Raw genomic sequence first — 21,216 nt, 5'->3', positions numbered from 1 at the left:
ACCGTCCTCGACCCGCTAAAGAAAAATAATTGGGAACGATACCTTTTTATCTCTTGACCCAATGCCCTAATGTGTGACGCCTTCTCAGTTTCCGCTGACGCTGAGTCTTTTTCCAAGACCAGTTTTGGGATTAATTAAGACGCTACTCAATTGGTCTTGCTGCCACAACGCCATTATGTCTGCGGTTGAGAAACTAAGGTAACCATTCGGATGAGTGTGTGCGATTTTTCTTCGCCATCGGGACAATGAAGCATCCATTGGTGACGGCTGCTGAAACAATCGGTTGTTCCAGGACGAAATCGCCATCCTCGTCATCTACCGTCTCTGCTAAATTCAAATATTTCGGTGCATAGAACCCGTAAAGCTTCTGGCATCCAGGGCAAGAAAATATAAAGCTGCCCTTCCATGTAACGCCAGGCTGTGCTTCAACTCTGATGATTCCATCGGGTCCGGAAGGTGGAAGATTCGTAGGAGCAATGTGAGCTGAGCCACGGAATAGATCCGACCTGTCTTGCCGCCACGTTGTCTGCACTCCAGCGAGCGGGGTTCTCGTTTGGGCATCAACTACCTTAATGCATATCTGTCGATTGTGGGCACATCCAATTAACGAAGACGAAAATATGCCTAAAAGAAAAACTAATGTAAAGAATCGCTTCATAACTATGGTCGCAAATAATCGATCAGCTCGTTTGCTACGTGATCTATAATTGTGATATGGTCAATTCCGTTGTCCTCTAGGCCCAGGATTAAGATCTATGTCAGATCTGATGCAAAGAATAAAAACTAAAATACCCTTATTGGAGCCGGGTAATAAGGGTATTTTAAAAACGGTTGGACTTCGTGTCGAGAGAAATGGAGTGACGGCACACATTCTGAGGGGAGAATCGATTTAGATATAGATGTGTCCGCCCTGCATGAAAACCACTCTGTCATCCCCTGCCCGTTTGTATTTTCAAATGCTGGTTTATTTCTCCTTCCACATGCAGTAGGCTAGCCCCACAACTATGAGCTTTTCCAAAACTGAACTTTGGCCGCGATTTCAGAAGTATTATACCGAATTCCCTTCCCTCGGCCTCGCCATCGACCTGAGCCGCATGAATTTCAGCGCCGATTTTCTCGCTTCCATGAAGACACCCATCCAGAAAGCCTTGATTGCCATGGCTGAACTGGAAAAAGGTGGCATCGCCAACCCTGACGAAAAACGCATGGTTGGACATTACTGGCTGCGCAATCCCGCACTCGCTCCCACCAAAACAATTCAAAAGGAAATCGAGGATACGCTCGCCTCAATCAAGGAATTTGCGGCCCAGGTACATAGTGGCGCGATCAAAGGCTCCAAAGGCCCCTTCAAGAATTTGTTGGTTATCGGAATTGGCGGTTCGGCTCTTGGACCCCAATTCGTTGCCCACGCCTTGGGTCACCCCAAAACGGATAAAATGTCCATCTTCTTCTTTGATAACACCGATCCCGATGGCATGGACAAGGTTCTGGCCGAGTTGAATGGCCAATTGGGCGAAACGCTGACCGTTGTGATCTCCAAATCGGGCGGCACCAAGGAAACCCGTAATGGCATGCTCGAAGCCCAGGTAGCCTATGAACGCGCAGGTCTGAAGTTCCCCACCCACGCGGTCGCCGTCACCGGCTCTTTGAGTGAGTTGGATAATTATGCCAAAAACAACAACTGGATACGTCGCTTCCCGATGTGGGATTGGGTAGGCGGTCGCACCAGCGAACTTTCTGCCGTTGGTCTTCTCCCCGCCGCCCTTCAAGGCATCGATATTGATGAGATGCTCTCGGGAGCCAAGGCTTGCGACGATATCACCCGCCAAACCGATATAAACCAAAACCCATCCGCTCAATTGGCATTGATGTGGTATTATATTGGCAACGGCAAGGGAACCAAGAACATGGTCATCCTGCCCTACAAGGATCGGCTGGAATTCTTTTCAAAATATTCGCAACAGCTTATCATGGAGTCACTTGGAAAAGAGAAAGACCTCGATGGCAAAGTCGTAAACCAAGGGATCGCAGTCTTCGGCAATAAAGGTTCCACCGACCAACATTCTTATGTTCAACAACTTAGAGAAGGCATTTTGAACTTTTTTGTGACCTTTATCGAAGTTTTGAAGGACCGGGATGGAAAATCTATCGAAGTGGATCCCAATGTAACTTCCGGCGACTATTTGGAAGGCTTTTTCCTCGGAACACGGCAGGCTTTGTATGAAAATGGCAGGGAATCGATTACGTTAACGTTGCAGTCTGTAACTCCTTTCTCCGTCGGCTTGCTTATTGCTCTTTATGAACGGGCCGTAGGGCTGTACGCATCATTAGTTAACATAAACGCCTATCACCAACCAGGCGTCGAGGCCGGCAAAAAAGCCGCTGCTGCTGTCATTGACTTACAGCGCAGAATCCTGAATTATTTAATCGAAAAGCGCGGCCATGCTTTGACCTCTGCCCAAATAGCAAGTGGCATAGGAGCTCACGACGACTTCGAAACCGTTTTTAAAGTTTGCGAACACATGGCTGCAAATCCTGATCACGGCGTCAAAAAGACTCCCGCTAAAAGTCCTTTCGATGCCACCTATCAAAGAATGCAGTAATGTTTGTTTATCCGAAGAAGTACGATGTCATTGTAGTGGGTGCCGGCCATGCAGGTGTTGAGGCCGCACTGGCCGCCGCCCGCATGGGTTGTCAAACCCTGCTGCTCACGATCAATGCCGATACCATCGGCCAGATGTCCTGCAACCCCGCCATTGGCGGCTTGGCCAAAGGCCATCTTACCCGGGAGATCGATGCCCTTGGCGGCGAGATGGGCAAAGCCACGGACATGACAGGCCTTCAGTTTCGGATGCTCAATACTAAAAAGGGTCCAGCCGTCTGGGCTCCCCGCGCTCAGTGCGATAAGAAAGCCTACCAATTCCGACTTAAATGGGTCTGCGAGCGCGAACCCAATCTGGATGTTAAGCAGGGCCAAACCATCAAATTGGTTCACCAGAACGGGCAGGTCACCGGGGTTGAAACCTCCTTGGAAGTCCAATACCTATCCGCTACGGTCGTCATTACCACCGGCACTTTTCTTCGAGGCTTGATGCACATAGGCCAGAATCAACAATCCGGAGGCCGCGCCGGGGAGTCCGCCGCCATGAACCTTTCGGCCTCGCTGAAAGAAGTCGGTCTGGAATTAGGTCGTCTGAAGACCGGCACGCCCCCTCGCCTGCTCCGCCGGTCGATTGATTTCACCAAGACCGCGGAGCAAAGCGGCGACGAACCTATTCCTTTTTTTACCTATTGGAAGGATGATTTGTTCCACGTGGAACATTCTGGGGTCAATCCACGGGATATTGGCCACTCAGCGGGCAAATATCCGCCCGGCTCAATCTTGGATCGCTTAAACGGCCAGCTTCATTGCTATATAACGTATACCACAGATGCTACCGCCAAGATCATCCGGGAGAATATCCACAAGTCTCCCATGTATTCCGGCGTCATTGAAGGAGTCGGCCCCCGGTATTGTCCCTCCATAGAAGATAAAATTGTAAAGTTTCCAGAAAAGGAGCGGCAACAGATATTCCTGGAACCAGAGGGAATCGCGACGGACGAGATCTATGTAAACGGATTTTCCACCTGTCTGCCCTACGAGGTTCAAGTCCAAATGGTGCAAACAATCATCGGCTGCGAGAACGCAGAAATCCTCCGACCCGCCTATGCCGTGGAATATGACTTTGCCTTCCCGACCCAGCTTTACCCGTCACTGGAAACCAAGGTCTGCTCGCACCTCTTTCTGGCCGGCCAAATCAATGGCACCTCCGGCTACGAAGAAGCTGGAGCCCAAGGATTGATGGCGGGAATCAACGCCGCACGGAAAGTGCAGGGGAAGGAACCTATCATTCTGAGGCGAGATCAGGCCTATATAGGAGTGCTCATAGACGACCTCGTGACCAAGGGAACCATCGAACCCTACCGCATGTTCACGTCCCGGGCCGAATACCGTTTGATTCTTCGCCAGGATAACGCCGATCTCCGCTTATCCGAAACTGGCCATCAAATCGGACTCCTGCCTGAACGGAATTACATAAAGTTCAAGGCCAAAAGGGAAGCCATCGCCGCGGAAATCGACCGTCTGGAAAAGACCCGTCAAGGTACGGATCTATTGGCACAGTTGCTCCGAAGACCCCAAGTCACTTATCAGGACTTACCAGGGAAGCGCACCGATCTGTCTGAAGACGTAATCCAACAGGTGGAAATCGCCATCAAATATGAGGGCTACATCGACCGCCAGGAACTGGAAGTAGAGAAGTTCAAGACCTTGGAAGATAAACAAATTCCCACCGCTTTCGACTACGATACCGTTCACAGCCTTCGAACAGAAGCTCGCCAAAAACTTAAAAAGATTCGGCCAGCGACACTTGGCCAGGCATCCCGCATCTCCGGCGTTTCGCCTTCAGATATCGGAATCCTAATGGTGTGGCTCAAGCGCGGCGTTCCAGCCGTAACACCTGCGGCAACCTCGGCCACGGACGGGAACTGTTCATCGGAGCCGGAAGGCTGCTGTTGATAGGCAGGAGACTTCAATGAATTCAAACCATACCAAGCCCAACCCGCCAAATAAGCATTATACGAATCTCTTCGTACTTTCCGCAGTTCCATACATATTACATCTTTTAATTTCGGACTAAAGCTGTCACGGGCTTGACCCTCTCTCAGAGAACTGCAAAAGATAGGAAATGCTCAAGCTTTCCTTCACTGCGGTCGTACTATCTCTGAGCGCTCTTCTCAGCGCTTCAGCCAAGGATTACACGGTCCACACGTTTAAAAAGATTCAGCTCACCGATAAGTTCTGGGGCGAAGGGGCAAACTTTGGCGACTTCAATCACGATGGCATAATGGACGTCGTCTCCGGCCCCTATTGGTACGAAGGCCCCGATTTTCAAAAGCGCCACGAATATTATCCCGCAAACACCAGCTTCAAATTAAAGAAAGCTGACGGCACCGAAGAAAAGGTCGAAGGTTTCGAAGGAGCCCTCGGCGTGAACAACACCTACTCCGATAATTTCTTCGCGTTCACCTACGACTTCAATGGCGACGGCTGGGATGACATCATGATATACGGATTCCCTGGCAAGGAAGCCGTCTGGTATGAAAACCCGAAGGGCAGGGAAGGTCATTGGCAACGGCACCAGGTCTTCGACATGGTCGATAACGAATCGCCAACTTTCCAGGACATTAACGGCGATGGCAAGCCTGACATCATTTGTAACTCGGGCGGTTACTTCGGTTACGCCACTGCAGATTGGCAACATCCCGAAAAACCCTGGACCTTCCATCCCATTTCACAAAAAGGCAATTGGCACAAGTTCACCCACGGCCTCGGAGTAGGGGACATTAACGGCGATGGACGCATGGATCTCCTCGAAGCTGGCGGCTGGTGGGAACAGCCCGCTTCACTTGCAGGCGATCCCGTCTGGAAGTTTCATAAATTCCCGTTTGCTCCCGGCCATGGTAGCTCCCAAATGTATGCCTATGACGTCAATGGCGATGGCAAAAACGACGTCATCACCGCCCTCAATGCGCACGGCTATGGGCTGGCCTGGTATGAACAGATTACTGAAAACGGAGAAATCTCCTTCAAGCAGCACATCCTCTTAAACGAAAAAAAGGAGCCGAACGAATACGGCGTCACTTTTTCCCAGCTCCACTCTGTTGACCTGATTGATATGGACGGTGACGGCTTGAAAGACATCGTCACTGGAAAACGTTTCTGGGCTCATGGCAATCACGGGGATGTCGATCCTTCTGACCCCGCAGTGGTGTATTGGTTCAAACTCGTACGCAAAGGAAAAGGCCAGGCGGATTTTGTGCCTTACCTGATCGATGATAACTCCGGCGTTGGCACACAGGTGGTCGCCGGCAATATTAATAAGGACAAATTACCCGACATCGTGGTTGGCAACAAAAAGGGAACATTTGTCCTTTTGCAGGAAGCCAAAAAAGTCAGCAAGTCCGAATGGGAAAAAGCACAACCCAAACCCGTTGCCAAATCGTCCGGGGAAAAGCAAGCGGCCGTAAAATAACTGCTCTCCTCATTAATCGAAAATTGAAGTTGAATGCCGTGCAGAATACGACGTCTGCATTTAGTCAGCTAACACTTTCATTTGAATGAAATCGCTCCTTCGCACTTCATGTTTAGGCATCGCCGCTCTGTTCACCGCATTGAATCTATTGGCTGCGGATGCCGGGCCGATCAAACCCGCGGGCAAGGATGGCAAGCCACTCAACCTCGACTTTGAAAACGGCACGCTTAAAGATTGGACAGCCGTCGGCCAGGCATTCGAGAAGCAACCTATTCGTGGTGACACTGTCTCTCCTCGTCGCGGAGACATGAAGAGTAATCACCAGGGTGATTACTGGATCGGCACCTACGAAGTCGCGGGCGACAAGGCAAAAGGCACCCTCACTTCAGTTCCTTTCAAAGTCACTCATCCCTGGGCGAGTTTCCTCATCGCTGGAGGTAATCAGCCCGGCACGCGCGTTGAATTGGCCACTGCCAACGACCACAAGGTATTTCTAAAAGTTTCCGGTTACGACAGCGAACAATTGCGACCGGTGCTCGTCGATTTGCAGCAACAGCTCGGCAAGGAAATTTTCATCCGCCTCGTCGATGATGAAACCGGCGGCTGGGGACACATCAACTTTGACGACTTTGAATTCTACGATCAAAAGCCGCAATTGGCGAACGCTCTCGACCCTGCAAAAATTGCTGCCGACGAAATGCCTCCAGCCGATGTCATTAAATTCGCCGGCCTCTCACCCGAAGATGCCGCGAAGGAGATGACTCTGCCTCCCGGTTTTAAAGCGCACCTGTTCGCCGGCGAGCCGGATGTGAAACAACCAATTGCTTTCGCCATCGACCATCGCGGTCGCATCTGGGTGGCCGAAGCTTATACCTATCCCATTCCCGCACCGGAAGGGCAGGGGAAGGATCGTATTCTCGTCTTCGAAGATACGAACGGCGACGGCAAATTCGACAAGCGTACCGTCTTCATCGAAGGTCTCAACCTCGTCAGCGGTCTTGAAGTTGGCTTCGGCGGTGTCTGGGTCGGCGCGGCTCCGTACCTAATGTATATTCCCATTCAGGATGGCGACGAACCCAAGCCCGCAGGCAAACCACAAATTCTTCTCGACGGTTGGGGCCATCAAGATACCCACGAAACTCTAAACACTTTCACTTGGGGACCCGACGGCTGGCTCTACGGTTGCCACGGCGTATTTACATTTTCCAATGTCGGCAAACCCGGCGCGCCTAATAGCGAACGCATTCCGATGACCGCCGGTGTCTGGCGTTATCATCCCACCAAACATATCTTCGAACGTTTCTCCGAAGGCACGAGCAATCCGTGGGGTGTCGATTTTGATGAACATGGTCAATGCTTCATCGAAGCCTGCGTCATTCCCCATCTCTGGCACATGATTCAAGGCGCACGTTACGAACGTCAGGGCGGTCAGCACGTCAATCCTTACATCTACGACGACATCAAAACCATTGCCGACCATCTCCATTACGGCGGCAACAAGGGTCCCCATGCCGCCAACGGTCGTGCGGGTGCCATGGGTGGTGGTCATGCCCACGCCGGCTTGATGGTTTATCAAGGGGACAGTTGGCCTGAAGAATATCGCGGCGGACTGTTCATGAACAACATCCATGGCGCACGTATCAACATGGACATCCCCGAGCGCCAGGGCTCCGGTTTCGTAGGCCATCATCATCCCGACTTCATCAACTTCAACGATTCATGGTCGCAGATTCTTAATTTGCAATACGACCAGGATGGTTCCGTTTACATGATCGATTGGTACGACAAAAACCAATGTCACCATAATGATCCGAATGGTCACGACCGCTCCAATGGCCGCATCTTTAAAATCGTTTACGGCGACACCAAAACCACGCCGGTCAATTTGGAAAAATTAAGTGACGAGGAATTGGTCAAGCTGGTCACTTCGAAAAAAGAATGGATGAGCCGCCATGCGCGCAGAATTTTGCAGGAACGCGGACTCAAACCCGACGCACAGAAGGCCCTGGTTAAAATCTTGAATCACGACTCAAACCCTGCACACGAACTGCGTGCTCTCTGGGCTCTGCAGGCCGCCGGCACGTTGGACGAAAAAACCGTGCTGGCCCTGTTAAAGAGCAAGGATGAATACATTCGCGCCTGGAGCATTCAAGCCCTCTGCGAAAATGACAATATTTCAGACGCTGGACTGAAGGCCTTCACCACCTTGGCCCAATCAGACAAATCACCAGTCGTTCGTCTCTACATCGCTTCCGCACTCCAACGCATCCCCGTTGAAAAACGCTGGGATATCGTCGCCGCACTCAATCAACACAACGAAGATGCGAACGACCACAATCTGCCGCTCATGAATTGGTACGCTGCCGAACCACTCGCGACCAAAGACATCACCCGCGCTCTCGCACTCGCGGAAGAATCCAAACTCCCGCGCATCCTCCATTTCACCGTGCGCCGTGTTGCTGCCATCGGTACACCGCAGGCATTTGCTGAAATCACCAAAACTTTGGAAAAGGTGAACACGGACGGAAAACGCTTGGACATTCTAAATGGCTTGAGCCTCGCCCTGAAAGGACAACGCACTGCACCCATGCCCCAGGGTTGGGAAGCGGTGGAATCCAAGCTCAACCAAACCGCCAACGCGGAAGTGCGCGCTCAATTGCAATCCCTCTCCCTTACCTTCGGCAGCGCTGGTGCGCTCGCCTCGTTGCGTCGGACATTGGTCGATGGCGGCGCCGACGCAAATGCGCGCAAAACCGCGCTCGATTCCTTGTTGAGCTCCAGGGATTCAGGCCTCGCTCCCGTCCTGCAGCAATTGCTGACCGACGCGAATCTGCAAGGCTCCGCTTTGCGCGGCCTCGCTGCCTACGATGATCCCAGAACTCCCGTTGCCATTCTCACAATTTATCCAAACCTCACCGGCACGCATCGTCGTGATGCCCTGAACACCCTCGCCTCGCGCGTGACCTATGCGAAGGCCTTGCTGGTATCGGTAGAGCAGGGGACAGTGCCAGTGAAAGACCTGACCGCCGATCTGGTGCGCAACCTGCGCAACCTGAAGGATGCTGATCTCGCACAGCAAGTGCAGAAGGTTTGGGGCGTCAACCGCGACAGCAGCGCGGATAAGAAAGCTGAAATTGAGAAGTACAAAAAAGTGTACCACGCTGGCGGTTCACAACCCGGCGATGCCTCACGCGGCCGCGCCGTCTTCACCCGTACTTGTGCCCAGTGTCACACCTTATTCGATACCGGCGGCAAGGTTGGCCCCGACCTCACCGGTTCGAATCGTGGTGACCTCGATTACATCCTGTTGAACATTGTCGATCCGAACGCTGTCATTCCAAACGATTACCGCGCCGCCAATATCGATACCAAGGATGATCGCAGCATCACTGGCATCATCAAGCAACAGGACGACAAGAGCATCACGGTCGTAACCGCGAATGAAGTCATCACGATTCCCCGCAACGAAGTAAAATCCCTGAATCAAAGCGAATTCTCCATGATGCCGGAGGGTCTGCTGCAATCGCTCAATGATCAGGAAGTGCGCGACCTGATTTATTATCTCAGCCGCCCCGGTCAGGTGCCTTTACCGGCACCAGTCGAAACTCCTGCCGATCCGGCAAAGTTCTTTAACAAAAAAGATCTCTCAGGTTGGGATGGCGATATGCAACTCTGGCGTGTAGAGAACGGCGAAATCGTCGGCCACACTGACACCGGCCTCAAACACAACACCTTTTTGAAAAGCACCGTGGCGGTTGATAACTTCAGGCTCGTGCTCAAAATGAAACTCACGCCTAACAAGGAGAACAGCGGCATTCAATTTCGCAGCGAACGCTTCGGCGATTACGAAATGAAAGGCATGCAAGCGGATGCCGGTGCCGGTTGGTGGGGCAAGCTCTACGAGGAAAATGGCCGCGCCATTCTATGCGATACCAAAGGGGATCAATTCGTGAACCAGGACGATTGGAACACGTATGAAATCCTCGCCGTGGACGGCAAAATCAAGACGGCCATCAATGGACACCTCTGCGTGGATGTCGACGACAACAAAGTAGCCCGTCACGGAATTTTCGGCTTGCAGATGCATGCCGGCGGTCCGCTCGAAGTCCGCTTCAAGGATTTGCAATTGGAATTGAATCCAAAATTCGAAATGACCACCGTAAAATAGTCGGCCAACCATTGGGCGTAAGGGAAGAGGCTTGCTGTTTGGAGGTTAATTCCTGCAAGCCTTCCCTTTAATCACAATGAGCATCCGGTCCCGCAAGCCAGGCAAAGTTTGGTACCTGCTTCCCGTTTTCCTTTTCCTGATCGTGACACTTGTGGCTCCGGTGGGGTACGTGGTTTATGAGCTCGCGACGGGAGACTCCTTTAGTTTTCAATTATTGGTTCCCGGCGAAAAGGAATTCGAAATTCCAACCGCAGGCAAATATGTTCTTTGGAATGAAACGCGCACGATCTACCAGGGGCAAACCTTCAACTCGACAACCAATCTGCCGCCTGGCCTGACAATTCAGCTTGCCGATCTGAAAACGAGAGCGGTTCTGCCCATGTCCACCACCTTCTCGGCCTCCGAAAATATAAATGGTACGGAAAGGCATTTGATCGGCACCTTTCAACTCGCTGCACACACCAAATACCGCCTGTCTGTCATCGGCCAGATCCCGAAACGAGTCTTTTACTTTAGGGATTCACAATTTAAAAAATTCACCGAGTCCGCCTCCGTCGCTCTCATAATTGCCTGTGGAGGCGTCATGGTAAGCGTAATATCGGCAGGAATGATCTTCCTCAAACGCCGCTAAAGAAGAAATCGCATATTCCACAAATGCGTCAATGGACCTAAAGTTCTAGTCCAAACAGGCCTAAACAGGGGTGTAAAACGAATATCTCTATTGCTTCCCGCTGGAATTTGGGGTTTCGTTCAATAGTGCAAATCAAGTTTTGGCCCCAGGATTTAAAGCTGGCCCATACGTGGACCATCGCCAGTAGCGTCACCAGCGGCTCGGACGTCACGTCCGTGGGCATCGTTCAACTCACTGACAGGGATGGCACCGTCGGTCTCGGCGAAGCCGCCCCGGCCAGGCGTTATAATGAATCCACCCCCGGCTCTCTTGATTTCATTGCCAAGGTGGATGCTACAAAACTTTCCTTCGACAACATCGAAGCGAGCATGAAGTACGTGGAGTCCCTGGCTTCCGGCCAGTTTGCAGCCAAATCCGCCATTAACGTGGCTTTGCTCGACGGCGCCGCCCGCAAGGCTGGCAAACCCATTTACGATCTGCTTGGCCTCGGCTTCCGCAATAATCATCACGTCACTTCCTTCAGCATCGGCATCGATAAGGCGGATGTCATCCGCAAGAAGGTTCTCGCGGCGGAACAATATCCTGTGCTCAAACTCAAGGTCGGCGCTGCGGATGATAAGGCCAATCTGGCCGCCCTCCGCGAAGCTGCTCCCCAAAAATGGGTGCGCGTGGATGCCAATGAAGGTTGGAAGACGAAGGAGCACGCCCTCGAAATGATCGAGTGGCTCGCGCAGGACAAATTTATTCAGTATATCGAACAGCCAATGCCGGCCGATAGTAATCCAAAGGATATAGCCTGGTTGAAAGCCCGCTCACCATTGCCACTGTTCGGTGACGAGTCTTACCACACCGCGAAGGATGTGGACCATTGTGCCGAATGTTACCACGGCGTGAACGTGAAGCTCTGCAAGACTGGCGGAATCAGCAACGCTTACGAAGCTCTGCAGGTTGCCCGCAAGGCCGGTTTGAAAACGATGATCGGCTGCATGATTGAAACCAGCATTCTCATCAGCGCCGCCGCGCATCTCGCCGAACTCTGCGACTACCTCGATATCGATGGCAATCTCCTCACCACCAATGATCCCTATCTTGGTGTGACCGCCGAGAAAGGTTTGCTCTCATTCGCCAGCGCGCCGGAGAAGTTGGGTCTGCGCGTCAGAGCCAAATAATTCATCAAACCGTTTTACTTCCAGGCGGCTGACAACAGCCGCCTTTTTCTTTTTCCCCATGGTCAGAAAGGGGATCTTTCGCTAACCTCTTCGCATGATCTCACGCGTCGCTACATTTCTGGCAACCCTGTTCTTCTGCCTTACTGCCATGGCTCAAACTCAAAAGAGCTACAATTTCGGCATGATTGGCAAGTCACAGGGCAATGCTTTCTTCGAAGCAGCTCATGCTGGAGCCAATGCCGCCGCCCGCGAGTTGGGCGCAAAGCAGGGAATCAAAATCAAAATCGACTGGCGCACCCCCAACGAGGAGGATGCCCAAAAGCAGGCGGAGTTCATCGAACAACTTGTTCTCAATGGTGTGGACGGCATCATCATCAGTTGTTCCGATGCCAACAAGCTGACCGATGCGATCAACAAGGCGGTAAAGCAGGGGATACCAGTGGTTACCTTCTCAGGCGACGCGCCCGCCAGCAAACGCTTTGTCGCGCTCGGCATTGACGACTTCCAATGTGGGGAACAAACGTTCGAAGAACTCGCCAAACAACTCGATGGCAAAGGCGTGGTCGCCGCCATTGATGGCAATCCCAATGCCGCCAACCTGCAAAAGCGGGCTGCTGGATTTCGTGCCGCCGCCAAAAAGCATCCCAACATCAAATTGCTCGATGTCTTCTATCATAAGGAAACTCCACAGGACGCCGTCGCCAAAATTGAACAGGTGATGCAAGCGAATCCCGACGTCACCGGATGGGGCTTGCTCGGCGGCTGGCCACTCTTCACGGATAACGCACTCAAGTGGAGTCCTGGCACGATCAAGTGTGTTTCAGTCGATGCCTTACCTCAGGAACTCGGATATGTCCGCAGCGGCCATGTTCAAATATTGCTCTCCCAGGATGTCTACGGCTTTGGCTACAAAGGAGTGGAGCATCTCGCCAACAAACTTACCCTCAAGAAGAATCCTGCGAATCCGATCGATAACACCCCGCTGACTGCCGTCACCAAAACGAACGTGGAAGAATTTGGGAAGAACTGGGAAAAATGGCTGCCAAAATGAGAAACGATTAATCGCCGGACTCAACCAATTTTTCGCCGTCCATTCCGTAAATGCCGACGAGGTAGCCATTCTCACGCATGGCACCAACGTGCAGCGTTCCCTGGATGTTCACCGGCTGATCCATGATCGGCTTCACTCCTTTGCCCGTGGTCTTGACGCTGATCCATTCCGTAATCTTAGGCACGTTGCCGTAGCAACACATCGATTGATCCTTCATGATCAAGAACTCGGTTACTGATCCATTATCGACTTTCAGTGGCAGCATGAAACCTTTGACGGAAACTTTTTTCTGATTGAAAGCCTTTACCGTGGCCGGAATTTGCTCGTCGGCCTTGTCCGGTCCGGACATGGCGTTTGTCACCGGAGCTTCATCAGGAACATCGAAATTATAGGAAGCCAGTTTATCGAAACCTACCGTAAGATAATCTCCCTTTTTTTCCGGTAATGAAACAGCGGAAGCTTGGACAGGAACTGGAGTTGCTTTTGTTTGAACCGGGGTGGCGGGCACAGTCTTGATTTCAGTAATGGGAACCACCTTCGATTCTGTGATGGTTGGCGTCTCGGTTTTCTGTGGTTGCATTCCGGTAACGGCCACAGCCTTGGGAGCATTAATCGGCTCACCATGAATTTCGCGCGTCTCACTCTTCTCAGCAGCCGATTCCGAACGACTACAGCCGTTGAGCACAACCATCGCCATACTTAACGGCACGGCGCCAACTAGAAATTTGAGTGCTCGCGACTTCATATAAACTACTTCAACTTATACTTCGATTCGATGGCTACTTCAACCACGCTTCAAGGATCTGACGCCGCTCCATTGGCTTTCATTCAGGAAAGCGGCACGAGGTTCTCAGCCACATCCGTTCGATACGCTTTGAACGCTGGTATTAATCCCGCCAAAGCACTGATGCCAATCATTCCCAGCGGTGTCCAAAGCAAAACCAGATTACCCGCCATCGGATCAATGACCACACCGGTTTTGGAGCGAACTATCTCAGCCGCAAATGTCATGATGCCAAAGTAAACTCCAAATCCGATCAGCATGCCCAACGCCGCAATGGTCGCGGACTCCAGCACGATCATGCTGAAAATCATATCCCGATGCGCACCCAATGCGCGTAGGATGGCAATCTCCCGCCGCCGCTCATTCATCGTATTGTAAATGCTGGCGAGAATCGAACCGGTGGCCACCAGCGCAACCAGATAAGCCACCAGTTCAAGCAGTTTATCAAACCAACTGATCTTGCTTAACAACTCCGCCATGGTGGCGCCAATGGGCCAGGCAAAAGTCAACTTGGTTCCCTGCTTATTGTAAAACTCCTCAAGACTCCGCCCGGCAATCGGGTTGCGCAGCTTCACTAGTACAGCACTCAGCTCATCGGCGGCTTCTGCTTTATGTCCGCTCATTTTCTGCACCCCTTCGAGTGGTATCCAAATCACCCGGTCCGCCGGTGTGTTGGACGGTTCCAGAATGCCCACAATCACATAACTCTCCGCATGCTCCTCCTTCTCGTTGAAGGTTAGTCCGTGATAAGGATGAAATGTATCACCACGCTTCAGGTGCAGCTTCTCCGCCACAAAACTCCCCACGATTGCCTCGCGCAAACTGGAATCGAAAATTCTCCCCGGCGCCTTCACCTGATAGTGACGGCCAGGCGCATATTCCGTTTTCGTAAATAAGTCCGGCAACGTTCCCACAATGCGATAGCCGCGAAAGTTGTCACCCATGGCAATCGGCACCGCCAGTTCGACGCTCGGATTCTTCTGAATTTCCTCGTAATCACTCCAGGAAATGTTCGCCGGTGAAGCCTCCATGTGAAACACTGCGTTCAAAACCAGTTGCAACTTCGAACTGCGCGCGCCCAACACGGCGTCGAACCCGCCATTGATTTGCGTAAAGGTCGCTTGCGCCTGCTCTTTGATCGACCACACAGACATCAACAATCCGCCTGCCAGGGCAATCGAGAAGGCAGTGACCAATGTTGACAACAAGTGTTGCCTTAAACTTTTGAAAACGATGCGCCAGATGCTCATGGCTTAAGATCCTTCCTCTGATTCGTTGGTTGCCGCTTCATCCAGGGCTTTATTAATGCGGGAGAGATCAAACACGGTTCTGAATTGTCCCAACACCTCGCGGTCATGACTGACCAGCAACAGCGCCGCGCCATTCTCTTTGCAAGCCTCGCGAATCAATCCCAACGCTTCACGCGCATTGTTGTGGTCCAGATTCCCAGTCGGCTCATCCGCCAGGACCAGCTTTGGCTTGTTTGCCAGCGCACGTGCCACCGCCACCCGCTGTTGTTGACCGGTGGAAAGCTGACGCGGACGATGCTTCATCCGATCTCCCAGCCCCACCCGCTTCAAAAGAGTTTCCGCAAAGCCACGATCCACCCCGGGCCCAAAAGACATGCCCAATAATACATTCTCCAAACAGGTATACCCTTGCAGCAGATTAAAGGTTTGAAAGATATAACCAATATTCATCGCTCGGAGACGATCACGACCCGGCTCATTCAAAGCGGACATCTCCTGCGCATCGATCACGACCCGCCCTTCGTCCGGCTTGAGAATGCCGGCAATCAAGTTCAGCAACGTGGTCTTGCCCGAGCCACTTTCCCCGCGCAAGGCAACCTGAGACTTCTCCTGCAAAGTAAACCAGGGCACATCGATGATCGTGTGCCGGTTACCTTCAGGCGACATATAGGACTTCTTCAGCCCTTCAATTTCCAAAAGCGGCATGTATCCATTAAATCACCGGTTGCGCAAAGACGAAAGGGAGAAGCTTGGTTTGGTGCATATTTTTGTCATGTCGCCGCAAGTACAAAAACAATGGAACCGAAGGTATCCCTTCGGTTCCATTTTGAGCGGCGATATTATCCAATCGCCAATGTACTTTTGAAACCCAGCTTACGGTCCGACGTAAACGAGTTTTACGGCATCAGCAATGACCACCCTGGTGGTATCTGTGAAGTTATCAGTTATCTTCACGCTGCCGCCGGTCCCGGCTGCAAGGGCAAAGGTTCCGATCGAATTCCACTGCCCACCGTTAACTTGTTCATTGACACTGACGGTTTGGGACCCGCCGTTATAGGTGACCACGAACGGAGCAGCCGTGGCGCGATTGCTGCCGACTGAATGCCACTCGTAGACCTGATAGTGGCCGGCCGTGGGAATGGTTGGCGTATATTTTAGATAACCAGCGCCAGCGCCTGGGGATTTGAAGCGATAATCGCTGCCGTACTTGTCCGTCGAACTGGTGCCAGTTGACCAGGTTCCGGTAACCGTGGCTGCGGGATTATCGATGATTATATCAGCAACCGGAGCGGCACTGGCTTGAGCGGAGTTTGCCGAAGTGCCGCCGGCACCGACTGCATGAACGACGTAGTAATATGTCGTGCCGGCAGTCAGCCCGGTGTTGCTATAGGAAGTGGTTCCAGCCGCAAGCGTGGCAATGGTGGTGTAAGGTCCACCTGAAGTGGTGCTGCGGGCTACCACCATGCTGGTCTCATTCGTTGCATTGTCAGTCCATTTCAGATTGATCTGGGACTTGCTTGCTGCTGTGGCAGTCAGGCCGCTGGGCGCCGCAGGAACCGGTATCAGAACGAACTGAATCGCGTCCGCGATCACCATCTGGGCGGTATCCGCAAAGGCATCGGTGATTTGAACATTTCCGCTGGAACCGGCAGCGAAGCTGTAGTTGCCAAGCAGATTCCAATTACCACCGTTCACCTGCTGATTCACATAGACGGTTTGTGTGCCACCACTATAGGTAATCACGTGCGGCGCGTTGGTGGTTCGGTTGGCACCGATTGGATGCCACTCATACACGGCATAGATACCCGCAGTGGTAATTTTCGGAGTGAACTGCAGATATCCGGTGCCTGTGCCTTGGCCCTTGAACCGGTAATTGCTACCGTATTTATCCGTGGCCGAGGTGCCTGTTGACCAGGTGCCAACAACATTGGCGGACAGATTATCAATCAAAAGATCCGTGACATAGGTCGTAGTCGGGCCCTCATTCGAGTAAGCAGAGTCACCGCCGCTGCTGTGCGCGCGCACCACATAGTAGTAGGTCGTGTTGGCCAACAAACCGCTGTCCGTGAAACTCGTGGAATTCGCGGAAGCGGTCACAATGTCGGTATAAGGACCACCAGCAGTGGTGCTGCGTGAAACGATGAAGCCGGTTTCATTTGAAGAATTGTCGCCCCACGTAAGACTGACTTGAGAGGCACTGATGGCTTGCGCAACCAGGCTGCTGGGAGCCGCAGGTATTGCCAGTGTGGTCGCACTTGCCTGCGCAGAGTTGAGCGAAGATCCGGCGCTATTGCTTGACCGGACAACATAGTAATAGACCGTGCCTGCTGCGAGCCCTGTGTCACTATACGAAGTTACGTTGGCTCCCAGAATTACGATATCGGTGTAAGGCCCGCCCGAGCTCGTGGAGCGACCGACGATAAAGTTGAGTTCGTTGGTGGAATTATCAGTCCAGGTCAGATTAACCTGCGTGGAGCTGGCGGTCGTGGCGGCCAATCCACTCGGAGCCACAGGCGCAACCTGCGGAGTGCTGCCCATGGCCTCGTTGGAACTGGCAGATGCCCCGGCGGTATTTGAGGCACGCACAACATAATAGTAAGTGGTGTTCGGCGTGCATGTGGAATCACTGTAGGAGGAAACACTGGCTCCCAAAGTTGCAATGTCGGCATACGGCCCACCAGAAGTGGCGCCGCGAGAGACAATATAATTGAGTTCGTTATTCGCATTGTCCACCCACGTGAGATTGACTTGAGTGGCACTGATGGCTTGTGCAACCAGGCTGCTGGGAGCTGCGGGAATGGTTGCGAACGTGGTCGCACTTGCCTGTGCGGTGTTGGCCGACGATCCGGCGGAATTTTTTGCCCGCACGACGTAGTAATAAGTTGTGCTGGGGGTGAGGCCGGTGTTGATATACGAAGTTATGTTGGCTCCCAACACTGCTATATCGGTGTAAGGACCACCTGATGTCGCGCTGCGAGCGACAATATAGTTGTCTTCGATATTGGAGTTATCGGCCCAGGAGAGATTGATCTGCGAGGCGCTGACAGCCGTTACCGTCAAGCCGCTCGGGGCGACCGGCAGAACTTGCGGAGTGGTGGCGCTGGCTTCGCTGGAATTGGCAGACGCACCGCTGGTATTACTGGCGCGCACGACATAAAAGTAAGCCGTGTTGGCTGCGCACCCGGCATCACTGTAGGACGAAGTATTGGCGCCTAAAGTTGCCATGTCGGTATATGGCCCGCCAGCGGTCGTGCTGCGAGCGACGATAAAATTAAGTTCGTTGGTCGCATTATCCGCCCATGTCAGGTTGATCTGTGACGCACTGATGGCTGCTGCAGCCAATCCGCTGGGGGCCACAGGTAGTGCTGAAAGTGTGGTCGCACTTGCCTGCGCGGAGTTGGCCGAGGCTCCGGCAGTATTGCTCGCCCGCACAACATAGTAATAAGTTGTGCTGCTTGAAATTCCCGCATCGCTATACGAGGTCGAGTTGGCCCCCAGTGTGGCGATATCAGTATAGGAACCACCCGAAGTCGTGCTGCGCGCAACGATAAAGTTGCTTTCGTTGGTGGAATTATCGCTCCAGGATAAATTGATCTGAGAGGAGCTGACGGCTGTGGCGAGCAACCCACTGGGGGCAGCGGGCAGAACTTGCGGAGTGGTGGCGCTGGCTTGGTTGGAATTAGTAGAAGCACCGTTGGCATTCGAGGCACGCACGACATAATAGTAAGTCGTGTTGGCTGCGCGTCCCGCATCGTTGTAGGAGGCAACGTTGGCACTTAAAGTGGCTATGTCGGTGTAAGGACCACCTGCAGTGATACTGCAACCGAGCACAAAGTTGTTTTCGTTAGTGGAATTATCAGTCCAGGTTAAATTGATCTGCGAGGAGCTGACGGCTGTGGCAGCCAATCCACCCGGAGCCGCCGGTGGTGGTGGAGGCGCAATGTAAACCAGCTTGATGGCATCCGCCAGAACCATCTGAGTTGAATCGGGAATATTATCGGTGATCTTGATGTTTCCAGACGTACCTGCAGCAAAGGGGTAGCTGCCAATAAAATTCCAGACGCCACCGCTGACTTTTTGATTGATGAATACGGTTTGGGAGCCACCATTATACGTTATAACATAAGGAGCGTTAGTGGTGCGGTTGCTTCCAATGGGATGCCACTCATACACCTGATAGTTACCAGCCGTGGTAACACTTGGTGTGTATTGCAAATAGGCAGCACCGGTGCCCTGGCCTTTAAACCGGTAATCCGCACCATATTTATCCGTTGAGCTGCTGCCGGTTGACCATGTGCCAACAACGGTCGCGGAAGTATTATCAATGATGATGTCAGATACTGAGCCCGCACTGGCCGTGGTGAATGTAAGGTCACCAGAGATGGTTTGGTTCAAAGAGGCACTGCGCGACTTAACGTGATAATGATAGGTCGTCGAGACGACCAGACCCGAAAGCGACACGGAATGATTGAAGGTGAGTGCAGCATTCGTTGCTGAGCTGCCATAGGAAGTGGTGGCACCATATTCAACCACGCTGTCTGAACTGATGTCCGTTGCCCATGTAATGGTTGCAGCCGTGCCAGTGATGCCAGTAGCTGCGACGTTCGAGATGGCAGGCGCATTGGTCTGAGAGCCGCCGATATCTGATCCGTTGATACCAGTCCACTGATCCGTGGTATGCAAATCAGCCCGCCACCAACTTACACCTCGATAGCCACCGCGGGTCACCGGGTTTGTGTCGGTGATCAGGGAGTTTACAAAAGTGGTGATTTCAGCACTGGTTACAGTTTCACTGGAGGAAGGACTCCAGCCTTGTCCCACAGGAGCAATTGGCTTGATGGAATTGGTAAAATTGCCAGTGAGGCCGCTTTGCCAGTTGCGCCACTCGGTATCCATGGTGGTGACCATTTGATCCGGAGCGTAACCAATGGACTTCCAATAATCCTGCGGCATCACCGCATCGCAGTACAATCCAAATTCCTTGTAAGGAAAGGTGTTGTGCAAACTGATAATTGGCAGAGGAGAATGCGCGAGAAAACGTGTCGGGAACCCGGCGCGAATTCCCTGGCAAAGCTGAGTCGCCAAGGTCGTATTATTAGCGAGATTGGAGCTCTCCCATTCCACTTCGGCATCGATGACGAAGCCGTCAGCGCCCATGTTATAGACGTTGGTTGCCAGTGTGATTTCCCCGGGAATGTTAGTGCCGAAGGAACGACTGTAGCCGAAGATTTTTAACCCCGCAGTATGCGCAGCACTCACAAGGCTCGCTGTGAACTGCGGAGAGCCGGAGGGAAACTGGCTTGCACCGTCACCCGCCTTGACGATGATGAAGTCCATTCCCTGACTCTTCTCGTAATTCATCAAACTTGCGACATCGGTTACACTCGCAACATTGCCGCCAAGTTTATTCGTCGCAGTTGAGAGAAAGTAAATCCAGTCACCTTTGCCAAGGTTGGCCGGCTCGACGCCGTTGTCGAGTGACTGGGCACTCAGATGGTTACTTGCCATGGCGCCGGCAACGAGGCCGGCCATGGCAAGACGGTTGAAGAGAGAATAACAATAGTTTTTCATTGATGGTTTGTTAGGTCTGATACGTATGAGGCAGTTCGCACATGTGCGGGTTCGCAAGAACAATGTCATGTCGGCAATTACTGGCCATTACACATTTGTGTAGGAATCATTTAAGTGTACTGCAAACCCTGATGAGTCCCTGGGGAAAACGAACCCGGCATCATGATTAAGTCCAGAAGGTAAGCATTGATAATGCCTCAAATCTATTATGGCGCTAAGTCGAAACTTTATTGCGTCTGCCGACACAGCAGCAGTGCCGTTAGTAAATGCATGAGTAATATCTGGACATAATCTGCCTTGATATTGGACAGACCGACATCAGTGACGGTGCTTGCATCCACGTTTGGAATTACCGGGGTTGGCAAAAACATCTTGTTGGCGATTCTGAAACCTCTCAACCATGGCGGAGGGGATGGATGCTTTTATGAAATTTAAAGTTCCACCACGCACCTTGAAAACATAAGCGGGACGTAACAAGAACTGTGCATTTTTTACCAGCGCATTGGGTCGCGCACCGT

The 21,216-nt window shown here is 52.3% G+C and carries 11 protein-coding genes; 7 read left to right on the top strand and 4 right to left on the bottom strand.

What is annotated here, in order from left to right:
• Window positions 1-1,004 precede the first annotated feature (1,004 nt).
• The 7 genes from CFLAV_RS08410 to CFLAV_RS08380 all read left to right on the top strand — a co-directional run bounded on the left by CFLAV_RS08410 (window position 1,005) and on the right by CFLAV_RS08380 (window position 13,093).
• Window positions 1,005-2,603 carry a glucose-6-phosphate isomerase gene (locus CFLAV_RS08410; RefSeq protein ID WP_007414257.1) on the top strand — a complete coding sequence of 533 codons (1,599 nt, stop codon included), beginning with the start codon at window positions 1,005-1,007 and terminating at the stop codon, window positions 2,601-2,603.
• On the top strand, window positions 2,603-4,558 hold the full coding sequence (locus CFLAV_RS08405; RefSeq protein ID WP_007414256.1) for a tRNA uridine-5-carboxymethylaminomethyl modification enzyme MnmG/GidA: 1,956 nt from the start codon (window positions 2,603-2,605) through the stop codon (window positions 4,556-4,558). Before CFLAV_RS08410 ends, CFLAV_RS08405 begins: the two co-directional genes overlap by 1 nt.
• A gap of 169 nt (window positions 4,559-4,727) precedes the next feature.
• On the top strand, window positions 4,728-6,074 hold the full coding sequence (locus tag CFLAV_RS08400) for an FG-GAP repeat domain-containing protein (RefSeq protein ID WP_007414255.1): 1,347 nt from the start codon (window positions 4,728-4,730) through the stop codon (window positions 6,072-6,074).
• A gap of 85 nt (window positions 6,075-6,159) precedes the next feature.
• Window positions 6,160-10,242 (top strand): PVC-type heme-binding CxxCH protein, encoded by a 4,083-nt coding sequence (locus CFLAV_RS08395; protein ID WP_007414254.1) that lies wholly within the window; start codon window positions 6,160-6,162, stop codon window positions 10,240-10,242.
• A gap of 76 nt (window positions 10,243-10,318) precedes the next feature.
• A complete protein-coding gene (locus tag CFLAV_RS08390; RefSeq protein ID WP_007414253.1) occupies window positions 10,319-10,873 on the top strand; it encodes a hypothetical protein in 555 nt (184 codons plus the stop codon).
• Window positions 10,874-10,998: 125 nt separating this feature from the next.
• A complete protein-coding gene (locus CFLAV_RS08385) occupies window positions 10,999-12,042 on the top strand; it encodes a dipeptide epimerase (protein ID WP_007414252.1) in 1,044 nt (347 codons plus the stop codon).
• Between the two features lie 94 nt (window positions 12,043-12,136).
• Window positions 12,137-13,093 carry a substrate-binding domain-containing protein gene (locus CFLAV_RS08380; protein ID WP_007414251.1) on the top strand — a complete coding sequence of 319 codons (957 nt, stop codon included), beginning with the start codon at window positions 12,137-12,139 and terminating at the stop codon, window positions 13,091-13,093.
• A gap of 7 nt (window positions 13,094-13,100) precedes the next feature.
• Here CFLAV_RS08380 and CFLAV_RS08375 read toward each other — a convergent pair whose 3' ends face one another.
• The 4 genes from CFLAV_RS08375 to CFLAV_RS32045 form a co-directional block, all read right to left on the bottom strand.
• Window positions 13,101-13,838 carry a DUF3299 domain-containing protein gene (locus CFLAV_RS08375; protein WP_007414250.1) on the bottom strand — a complete coding sequence of 246 codons (738 nt, stop codon included), beginning with the start codon at window positions 13,836-13,838 and terminating at the stop codon, window positions 13,101-13,103.
• An 83-nt stretch (window positions 13,839-13,921) separates the two neighbouring features.
• On the bottom strand, window positions 13,922-15,127 hold the full coding sequence (locus CFLAV_RS08370; RefSeq protein ID WP_007414249.1) for an ABC transporter permease: 1,206 nt from the start codon (window positions 15,125-15,127) through the stop codon (window positions 13,922-13,924).
• A 3-nt stretch (window positions 15,128-15,130) separates the two neighbouring features.
• Window positions 15,131-15,832 (bottom strand): ABC transporter ATP-binding protein, encoded by a 702-nt coding sequence (locus CFLAV_RS08365; protein ID WP_007414248.1) that lies wholly within the window; start codon window positions 15,830-15,832, stop codon window positions 15,131-15,133.
• Between the two features lie 168 nt (window positions 15,833-16,000).
• Complete coding sequence (locus CFLAV_RS32045; RefSeq protein WP_007414247.1) at window positions 16,001-20,698, bottom strand: golvesin C-terminal-like domain-containing protein; 4,698 nt, start codon at window positions 20,696-20,698, stop codon at window positions 16,001-16,003.
• Window positions 20,699-21,216: the final 518 nt, after the last annotated feature.

The sequence above is a fragment of the Pedosphaera parvula Ellin514 genome, assembly GCF_000172555.1.
Taxonomy (GTDB): Bacteria; Verrucomicrobiota; Verrucomicrobiia; order Limisphaerales; family Pedosphaeraceae; genus Pedosphaera.
Note: the sequence above shows the minus strand (reverse complement) of the source record. Positions and strands in the feature narration are given on the sequence as shown.

What these genes read in the sequence shown, in the direction of transcription:
- CFLAV_RS08375 (WP_007414250.1), bottom strand. Translation starts at nt 13,838, where the DNA reads ATGAAGTCGCGAGCACTCAAATTTCTAGTTGGCGCCGTGCCGTTAAGT.
- CFLAV_RS08380 (WP_007414251.1), top strand. Translation starts at nt 12,137, where the DNA reads ATGATCTCACGCGTCGCTACATTTCTGGCAACCCTGTTCTTCTGCCTT.
- CFLAV_RS08365 (WP_007414248.1), bottom strand. Translation starts at nt 15,832, where the DNA reads ATGCCGCTTTTGGAAATTGAAGGGCTGAAGAAGTCCTATATGTCGCCT.
- CFLAV_RS08410 (WP_007414257.1), top strand. Translation starts at nt 1,005, where the DNA reads ATGAGCTTTTCCAAAACTGAACTTTGGCCGCGATTTCAGAAGTATTAT.
- CFLAV_RS08395 (WP_007414254.1), top strand. Translation starts at nt 6,160, where the DNA reads ATGAAATCGCTCCTTCGCACTTCATGTTTAGGCATCGCCGCTCTGTTC.
- CFLAV_RS08370 (WP_007414249.1), bottom strand. Translation starts at nt 15,127, where the DNA reads ATGAGCATCTGGCGCATCGTTTTCAAAAGTTTAAGGCAACACTTGTTG.
- CFLAV_RS08390 (WP_007414253.1), top strand. Translation starts at nt 10,319, where the DNA reads ATGAGCATCCGGTCCCGCAAGCCAGGCAAAGTTTGGTACCTGCTTCCC.
- CFLAV_RS32045 (WP_007414247.1), bottom strand. Translation starts at nt 20,698, where the DNA reads ATGAAAAACTATTGTTATTCTCTCTTCAACCGTCTTGCCATGGCCGGC.
- CFLAV_RS08405 (WP_007414256.1), top strand. Translation starts at nt 2,603, where the DNA reads ATGTTTGTTTATCCGAAGAAGTACGATGTCATTGTAGTGGGTGCCGGC.
- CFLAV_RS08400 (WP_007414255.1), top strand. Translation starts at nt 4,728, where the DNA reads ATGCTCAAGCTTTCCTTCACTGCGGTCGTACTATCTCTGAGCGCTCTT.